At 40.3% G+C, this 9,369-nt stretch carries 5 protein-coding genes; all 5 read left to right on the top strand.

Features of this window, described 5'->3' with window-relative positions; translation table 11 throughout:
- Nucleotides 1-17 precede the first annotated feature (17 nt).
- Nucleotides 18-1,022, top strand: a complete 1,005-nt coding sequence (gene thiB / locus ACTH6U_RS08425) for a thiamine ABC transporter substrate binding subunit (protein WP_441832004.1) — start codon at nt 18-20, stop codon at nt 1,020-1,022.
- Nucleotides 998-2,602 carry a thiamine/thiamine pyrophosphate ABC transporter permease ThiP gene (gene thiP, locus ACTH6U_RS08430; RefSeq protein WP_441832005.1) on the top strand — a complete coding sequence of 535 codons (1,605 nt, stop codon included), beginning with the start codon at nt 998-1,000 and terminating at the stop codon, nt 2,600-2,602. The genes thiB and thiP overlap by 25 nt, the downstream gene beginning before the upstream one ends.
- Nucleotides 2,595-3,293 carry a thiamine ABC transporter ATP-binding protein ThiQ gene (gene thiQ, locus ACTH6U_RS08435; RefSeq protein WP_441832006.1) on the top strand — a complete coding sequence of 233 codons (699 nt, stop codon included), beginning with the start codon at nt 2,595-2,597 and terminating at the stop codon, nt 3,291-3,293. Before thiP ends, thiQ begins: the two co-directional genes overlap by 8 nt.
- 75 nt (nt 3,294-3,368) lie before the next feature.
- Nucleotides 3,369-5,720, top strand: a complete 2,352-nt coding sequence (locus ACTH6U_RS08440; protein WP_294106807.1) for a DNA polymerase II — start codon at nt 3,369-3,371, stop codon at nt 5,718-5,720.
- A gap of 390 nt (nt 5,721-6,110) precedes the next feature.
- Entirely contained in the window at nt 6,111-9,017 is a 2,907-nt protein-coding gene (gene rapA / locus ACTH6U_RS08445) for an RNA polymerase-associated protein RapA (RefSeq protein WP_294106805.1), read from the top strand.
- The last annotated feature ends 352 nt before the right edge of the window (nt 9,018-9,369 follow it).

A 9,369-nucleotide genomic window follows, 5' to 3' on the forward strand; every position in this document is an offset into this window, starting at 1 on the left:
TTAGCGCAGGAAAACAAATGTTTAAAAATAAGCTTTTTACCTATCTTATCGCTTTAAATGTACTGACTTTTGCACATTTATCATGGGCAGAGAAACCGACATTAACTATTTACACCTATGATTCATTTGCAGCTGAATGGGGTCCTGGACCTCAAATCAAAAAGAGTTTTGAAGCTCAATGTGATTGTGAATTAAAATTAGTCTCGCTAGGCGATGGTGTTTCTTTACTTAACCGCTTGCGAATGGAAAGTAAAAAAAGCAAAGCCGATATCATTTTAGGTTTAGATAACAACCTAATTGATTCTGCCGAAAAAACAGGATTATTTGCACCAGCAGACATAAGTACCGATGCCCTCAAGCTACCCATTGAATGGAATAACCCAATTTTTATTCCCTATGATTATGGTTACTTTGCATTTATTTATGACACCAATAAAATCAAACAACCGCCAAAAAGCATGAATGAATTATTAACAAGCAAAAATAATTGGAAAATTATTTATCAGGACCCCCGTACGAGTACTCCAGGATTAGGTTTAATGTTATGGATTGAAAAGCTGTATGGCGATAAATCTGCTGATGCATGGAAAAATATGTCAGAAAAAACTCTTACAGTGACTAAAGGTTGGAGCGAAGCATACGGCCTATTCTTAAAGGGTGAAGGAGATTTTGTACTAAGCTATACCGCATCGCCTGGGTATCAAATGCTTAATGATAATAAAGATAATTATGCTGCTGCCTTATTTGATGAAGGGCATTATATGCAGATTGAAGTTGCGGCTAGACTTAAAAATAGTCCACAACCTGAGCTGGCTAAACAATTCCTAAAATTCATGTTAACACCTGAATTTCAAAACACTTTACCAACAACCAACTGGATGTATCCGGTAACTGATGTTCCATTACCGGATGTCTATAACCGGTTACCACTACCCAAAAAATCACTGCAATTTAGTGCGCAAGAAGTTGCCAAAGAACGTCAATCATGGACTCGTTTATGGCAAAGCACCGTCAGTCGTTAATTAACTCATCACTGTTACCGGGAGTACTAGCTTCCGGTTTATTAGTGGCGGTTGCATCACTAGCCTTCGGTGCGCTATGGCACTTTGCACCCGAAATTGCTATTGATGAGATCATAAATGACAGCTATTTATGGCATGTGATTGGCTTTACCTTTTGGCAAGCCTTTTTATCTGCAATTTTCTCGGTGCTCCCTGCTATTTTACTTGCAAGAGCTCTTTATCGAAGGCGATTTTTTGGTAGAACACTATTTATTCGCTTATGTGCCATGACATTGGTACTGCCTGTTCTTGTCGCTGTCTTTGGTATTCTCTCCATTTATGGACAAACAGGCTGGCTAGCAAAACTATGCCAATTATTTGGCTTAGAATATACTTTTTCGCCTTATGGCTTAAAGGGCATTTTACTCGCTCACATTTTTTTTAATATGCCGTTAGCGACTCGAATGCTATTACAGTCATTAGAAAATATTGCTATCGAACAACGTCAAAGTGCAGCGCAATTAGGCTTTAATGAGTGGCAACAATTTACTATCTTAGAATGGCCTTATTTACGTAGGCAAATTCTACCTACTGCATCATTAATATTTATGTTGTGCTTTGCCAGCTTTGCAACAGTATTAGCCTTAGGCGGCGGTCCTGCGGCGACTACCATCGAATTGGCTATATATCAGTCTCTCAGTTACGACTTTGATCTTGGCCGAGCGACAATACTCGCTTTAATTCAGCTTTTTTTCTGTGTTGGCTTAATGTTTATATGCCAAAAAATAAACAATTTATTCTCTGTTGGCTTTAGTCACCAAACTCATTGGTACGATCCTGCTGATAATTTATTTCGCCGTCTCCGTGATGCTTTATTAATTATTGCTGCGATGTTGCTATTACTTCCACCACTTTTAGCCGTTATTTTTGATGGTTTAAACGGTCAGTTAATCTCTGTTTTTAGCCAATCAGCACTATGGCAAGCGACCTCAACATCATTAATTATTGCGCTTTGCGCTGGATTACTTTGTGTACTATTAACATTAATGCTGCTTTGGAGCAGCCGAGAGCTTCGATTACGCCAAGCTATTAGGATTGGTCAAGCCATAGAACTTAGTGGCTTAATTATTCTAGCTATGCCAGGTATTGTTCTTGCTACTGGTTTTTTCATCTTTTTTAATGAAACTATTGGGATACCGGAGTCTCCTTACGCATTGGTAATTATGACGAACGCCTTACTCGCTATTCCTTATGCCCTCAAAGTACTCGAAAACCCAATGAGAGATATTGCTGAGCGCTATAACCCGCTTTGCCAATCTTTGGCTATCAGTGGGTTTAAACGTTTTAAAATAATAGAGTTAAAAGCACTCAAAAAACCCATAGCACAAGCGTTAGCCTTTGCTTGTGTCATATCCATTGGCGATTTTGGCGTTGTCGCTCTATTTGGAAATGAGGATTTTCGTACGCTTCCTTATTATCTTTATCAACAAATTGGGGCTTATCGTACTAACGATGGCGCAGTGACCGCAATGCTATTGTTATTATTGTGTTTTTGTTTATTTAGCTTGCTCGAACGTATCTCAGGAAAAAATAATGATTAAATTAACTAAACTGGATTACCAGTACGATAACCTGAATATGTATTTTGATTTTGCGGCCGAGGCTGGTGAAAGGATTGCCGTAATGGGGCCAAGTGGTGCAGGTAAAAGTACCTTATTAAGTCTGATTAGTGGTTTTCAATTTGCCCAAAATGGGACTATCCAATTAAATGGTTATGATCATAGCGCTACCCCACCAGCTAAGCGCCCTGTTTCGATGCTATTTCAAGAGAATAATTTATTTGCTCATTTAACTGTTAGGCAAAATATTGGACTTGGTCTGTACCCAAGCTTACGATTAAAAAAAGATCAAATGCAGCAAATTGAAGAGATGGCAGAACAAGTCAGCCTAAGCCCCCACCTTGATAGACTTCCAGCCCAATTATCGGGAGGACAACGTCAACGAGCAGCCCTTGCACGTTGTCTGATTCGCAACCAACCTATTTTATTGTTAGACGAACCGTTTTCAGCACTAGACCCTGCACTTCGTAACGAAATGCTCTCGCTACTAGACGAAATTTGTTCAGCAAAAGAAATCACATTAATAATGGTTTCACATAATATTGAAGATACGCTGAAAATAGCACCAAGAACCTTAGTTATTTCAGAGGGTAAAATTGCCTATGATGGTAGTACTACTCAGCTATTACAAGGAAATAACCCTGCATCCAAACTGCTTGGGGTCACACATTAACCTAACAAAAAACACTGTATAAAAACCCACCAATGATGTATATTAAGACTGCCGATAATTTCAACGAGTAAGCTAATGCCTCAACCCATGTCCCCTGCTGAAAAAGGCTTTATTCTTAGCCGTCACTGGAGAGATACCCGTCAGGGTGTTGAGGTCAGCTATTGGTTACTTACCGATAATCGTCCCCGTAAAATCACAGTACCTTATCAGCAAGCTATTGGTTTTTTATCTGAATCTAAATTGCCTATTGTTCGCCACCTTTTAGATGAGCAACCCAATGTTTCTTATCGACTCATTGAGTTAGCGGATTTTCAACGTGAAAAAGTCTACGCCATTTATTGCCATCAATACCGGCAATTACAGAATCTTGAAAAAAATTGTCTGGAGCTAGGTGTTGAGTTACTTGAAACAGACATTCGCCCCTGTGAACGCTACCTCATGGAACGCTTCATAACAGCTCCTGTCTGGTTTTCACGTAATTCACAAGGTGAATATCAACTAAAACCTTGCGATGAATACCGTCCCATCATTAAAGCCGTATCACTCGATATAGAAACTAGCCAATATGGTGAACTTTACTCAATCGGTTTATCGGGCTGCAATGATAGCGTGGTATTTATGTTAGGCCCTGATCAAGGCCCTTCATTAAATTCAGATCATCGTTTAGTTTACGTTGATAGCAGACCAAAACTACTCGATAAACTTAACGAATGGATGCAACAGTATGATCCCGATGCCATCATTGGCTGGAATTTAATTCAGTTCGACTTACAGGTTCTACAAAAACATGCACTACGCTATGGGATCCCACTATTATTTGGTCGCCAAGGACAAAAACTGGAATGGCGCGAACATGGCTTTAAACAAGGCGTTTTTTTTGCTTCCGCACAAGGACGTCTTATCATTGATGGAATTGATGCATTAAAAGCGGCGACATGGAGCTTTTCGTCATTCAGTTTAGAGTTTGTAGCTCAACAATTACTGGGGGAAGGAAAAGCTATTGATACCCCTTATGACCGAATGGATGAAATTAACCGCCGCTTTGCAGATGATAAACCCGCACTCGCACATTACAATATTCAAGACTGTATCTTAGTTCATCGAATTTTTGAAAAAACAGATTTAATGGCATTCTTACAAGAGCGCTCAAATGTAACGGGGCTTGCCACAGATAGAATGGGCGGTTCAGTGGCTGCTTTTTCACATTTATATATTCCACGATTGCATCGCCTTGGTTTTGTCGCACCTAATTTAACAGAACAAAAACAGCAGCTTAATCCAGGTGGTTTTGTAATGGACTCACAGCCTGGACTGTATGATTCAGTTTTGGTTCTAGATTATAAAAGCCTTTACCCGTCGATAATTCGTACTTTTTTGATAGATCCGGCAGGAATGATCGAAGGACTCGCTCACCCAGACCAACAGCACTCTGTTTCAGGTTTTCGTAACGCATGGTTCTCACGTTCTGTACATTGTTTGCCCAGTATTGTTAGTCACATTTGGCAAGAAAGAGATAAAGCTAAAAAAGAACATAATGCCCCACTTTCTCAAGCACTAAAAATCATTATGAATGCATTTGCTGGAGTGCTTGGTGCTGAAGGTTGCCGTTTTTTTGACCCGCGCCTAACCGCTTCGATTACAATGCGTGGACACGAGATAATGCGTATCACTAAACAGCTAATTGAATCTCAGGGTTATCAAGTGATCTACGGTGATACTGATTCCACTTTTGTCTGGTTACGAGAAGCTCATACAGAGGAACAAGCACAAAAAATTGGTTATAACCTACGTGATTACGTCAATGACTGGTGGGTAAAGCATTTACACGATGAATGGCAACTCGATGGTGTTTTGGAATTAGAGTATGAAACTCACTATCGACGTTTTTTAATGCCAACGATACGAGGTGCTGAAATGGGCAGTAAAAAGCGTTATGCAGGGCTCAGTAAAGACACCATGATATTTAAAGGGCTAGAAACCATTCGCTCAGACTGGACTCCACTGGCTCAGATTTTCCAAAAAGAACTTTATTCACGAATTTTTCATCGATTACCCTACCGCGAGTTTATTCTTGAATATGTCCAAGCAATTCGTTTAGGCCGTTATGATGATCGCTTAGTTTATCGTAAGCGCTTACGCCGAAAACTGTCGGATTATCAACGCAATGTACCACCACATGTAAGAGCAGCACGACAAGCCGATGAGTATAATTTAAAACTACAGCGACCGCAGCAGTATCAAAATGGGGGCTGGATAAGCTATATTATTACGCAAGCAGGACCAGAACCACTTGAAATTGTCACTGCCCGCCCTGATTATGAACATTATATAGCCAAGCAAATCAAACCAATTGCGGATGCCATTTTACCATTCTTACAAGATGACTTTGACGCGATATCAACCGGACAAATTACACTTTTATTTTAAATGTTTAATGCCTTTATTTTAAACCCACAACGCTTTTATTTTAAGCAATTGACAGTATTCTTTATAACATTGACGTTTTTTAACAGGTGACGATAGGCCTCGCTTGAATTAATATAACGCCCCTTTGATATCTCGCACTTCACTACTACACGGTTTAACGAGAGAATCAACTATACTACCGAAATTCAATGCTTGTGCATGTTGACTCCATACAGCTTGGATTATAGAGAATAAATAATTGTCCACAGGACACTGGCTATTTTTTAACGTTCGAATTATCCCTTGTTTTACTAACATCGGATTTATCAACACAGGGCGAAGACATTAGTAAAAATTGTCTTAAAAAAATCTAAAAATAAACTATCAAAATTATGGAATTAAGTTAAACCTATGCCATTTACCCTTGGTCAACGCTGGATAAGCGACACAGAAAGCGAACTTGGATTAGGCGCCGTTGTGGCTATTGATGCCCGTATGGTGACTTTGCTCTTCCCTGCAAGTGGAGAAAATAGACTCTACTCACGCAATGACGCTCCAATTACTCGAGTCATGTTCAACGAAGGTGACACCATTACCAGCCATGAAGGCTGGCAGCTTCAAATTGAAAGTATTGAAGAAGATAACGGTTTGCTGACTTATAAAGGTACTCGTTTAGATACCCAAGAAGCTGACATTAGCCTAAGAGAAGTTTTTCTCGACAGTAAACTGACCTTCAATAAACCGCAAGACCGACTATTTGCGGGTCAAATTGATAGAATGGATCGCTTTGCATTACGCTTTCGCGCTCGTAAATTCTATAGTGAACAAGTCAAGCATCAATCTACTGGTTTACGAGGTATTCGTGCCAGTTTGATCCCACATCAACTTCATATTGCTAATGAAGTTGGCAAGCGCCACCATCCACGCGTATTACTTGCAGATGAAGTTGGTTTAGGTAAAACCATCGAAGCAGGTATGATAATTCACCAGCAATTGATGGCAGGTCGTGCTGAGCGTATCTTAGTCATCGTACCTGATAGCTTGCAGCACCAGTGGTTAGTTGAAATGCTACGCCGCTTTAACCTACGTTTTTCACTGTTTGATGATAGCCGTTATAGCGAAGCACAACACGATAGCGATAACCCATTTGAAACTGAGCAGTTAGTTTTATGCTCCCTTGATTTTGTTCGTCGCAACAAACAACGCTTTGATCAACTAGTTGAAGCCGGTTGGGATATGATGGTTGTCGATGAGGCGCATCACTTACAGTGGAGCGAGACCGCACCTAGTCGTGAATACCAAGTCATTGAAACATTAGCAGAACATGTTCCCTCGATTCTTCTATTAACCGCAACCCCAGAACAACTTGGCCAAGAAAGCCACTTTGCACGCTTGCGTTTGCTTGATCCTAGCCGTTTTCATGACTATGAAGAATTTATTGCAGAACAAGATAATTACCGCCCAGTTGCTGATGCAGTATCATTACTCCTTTCAGGCGATAAACTGACGAATGAACAGCAAAATCTTCTCAATGAATTAATTAAAGAGCAAGATATTGAACCTTTGCTAAAAGCCGCAAACATTGAAGGTGAAGACGGCACTGCTGCACGTCAAGAGCTTACCAATATGTTGATGGATAGACACGGAACTAGCCGACTACTATTTAGAAACACACGTAATGGTGTTAAAGGTTTTCCTCGCCGTGAATTACATTCGCTAAAAATGCCACTTCCGACCCAATATCAAACTGCAATTAAAGTTGCAGGTATTATGGGTTCGAAAAAAGATCTAGAAACACGCGCCAAAGAAATGCTATACCCCGAGCAAATTTATCAAGAATTTGAAGGGGAAAATGCAACTTGGTGGAACTTTGATCCACGCGTTGAATGGCTCATGGGCTTCCTCACGGCAAATCGTCATGAAAAAGTATTAGTTATTTGTGCCAAAGCCGCGACAGCATTACAACTTGAGCAAATATTACGTGAACGTGAAGCAATTCGTGCCGCAGTATTCCATGAAGGTTTATCGTTATTAGAACGTGATCGAGCGGCAGCTTACTTTGCATCGCAAGAAGAAGGCGCACAGGTATTATTGTGCTCTGAAATTGGATCTGAAGGCCGTAACTTCCAGTTCGCTAACCAGCTAGTCATGTTTGACCTGCCTTTCAATCCAGACTTATTAGAACAACGTATTGGTCGTTTAGACCGGATTGGACAAAATCGCGATATCACCATCAATGTACCTTACTTAGAAAATACCGCACAATTGGTTCTACTACGTTGGTTCCACGAAGGATTAGATGCTTTTGAGCATACTTGTCCAACTGGCCGTGCTATTTATGATAAGTACTATCAACAATTATTGCAGTTTATGGCTGAACCTACAGCGATGGATGGTTTTGATGAATTTATTAAAACCTGCCGTGAAGAGCATGACTCGCTAAAATTACAGCTTGAGCAAGGTCGTGATCGCTTGCTTGAAATGCATTCAAATGGTGGTGAATCGGGTAATCGCCTTGCAGAAGAGATTGGTGCAGGTGACAACGATACTGAATTAGTTAATTTTGCCCTTAATCTTTTTGATATCGTTGGTATTAACCAAGAAGATAAAAGTGATAATTTAATTATCTTAACACCTTCTGACCACATGCTAGTTCCTGATTTCCCTGGACTACCACAAGATGGCTGCACTATTACCTTTGACCGAGAGCAAGCCCTTTCTCGCGAAGATACACAGTTTATCAGTTGGGAACATCCGATTATTCGCAATGGTCTTGATTTAGTATTATCGGGTGATACTGGTAGCTGTGCTGTTTCATTATTGAAAAATAAAGCATTACCTGTCGGTACGTTACTCACTGAGTTGGTGTATGTAGTTGAAGCTCAAGCACCTAAAAACTTGCAAATTAGCCGTTTTTTACCTGCAACACCAGTGCGGTTACTAATTGACTTAAAAGGTAATAATTTATCTTCTCAAGTTGAATTTGAAAGCTTTAACCGTCAGCTAAATTCCATTAATCGTCATATGGCGAGTAAATTAGTCAATGCGGTACAAAATGAAGTGCATTCCGTTTTGCGCCTCTCAGAGCCAATGATTGAACAAGAAGCAAAAGTGATTATTGCACAAGCTAAAGAAGTTGCGGATAAAGCGCTAACACTTGAGCTCTCTCGCCTAGAAGCACTCAAAGCGGTGAATCCAAATATCCGCGATGAAGAGCTAGAGATTATTGAAGAAGAGCGCCAACTGTTAATGACTAATATTGAGCAAGCGACATGGCGACTTGATGCGATTCGTTTAGTTGTAGTCACGCACCAATAAAGTAATGAAGGTCGAGTGTCATATGTTTATGTAATTCGGCGACTAACCTAAAGATCTACAACTCGAAATCAGTAGTATTTTATTTATATTATTAAAAGGATATTACCCTAAATAATTCGAGTTGTAGGTAGGCGGCAAACGAAGACATCTTGGGGAGCATACACAAGTATGTGACCCAAGGGGCTGAGTGAAGCCAACACCCCTACAACATCCATTACAGGGTATTTCCTTTGTGACTCTTAGGATTACCCTAAATAATTCGAGTTGTAGGTAGGCGGCAAACGAAGACATCTTGGGGAGCATACACAAGTATGTGACCCAAGGGGCTGAGTGAAGCCAACACCCCTACAAC

It is taken from the genome of Providencia sp. (genome assembly GCF_052096715.1).
Taxonomy (GTDB): Bacteria; Pseudomonadota; Gammaproteobacteria; order Enterobacterales; family Enterobacteriaceae; genus Providencia.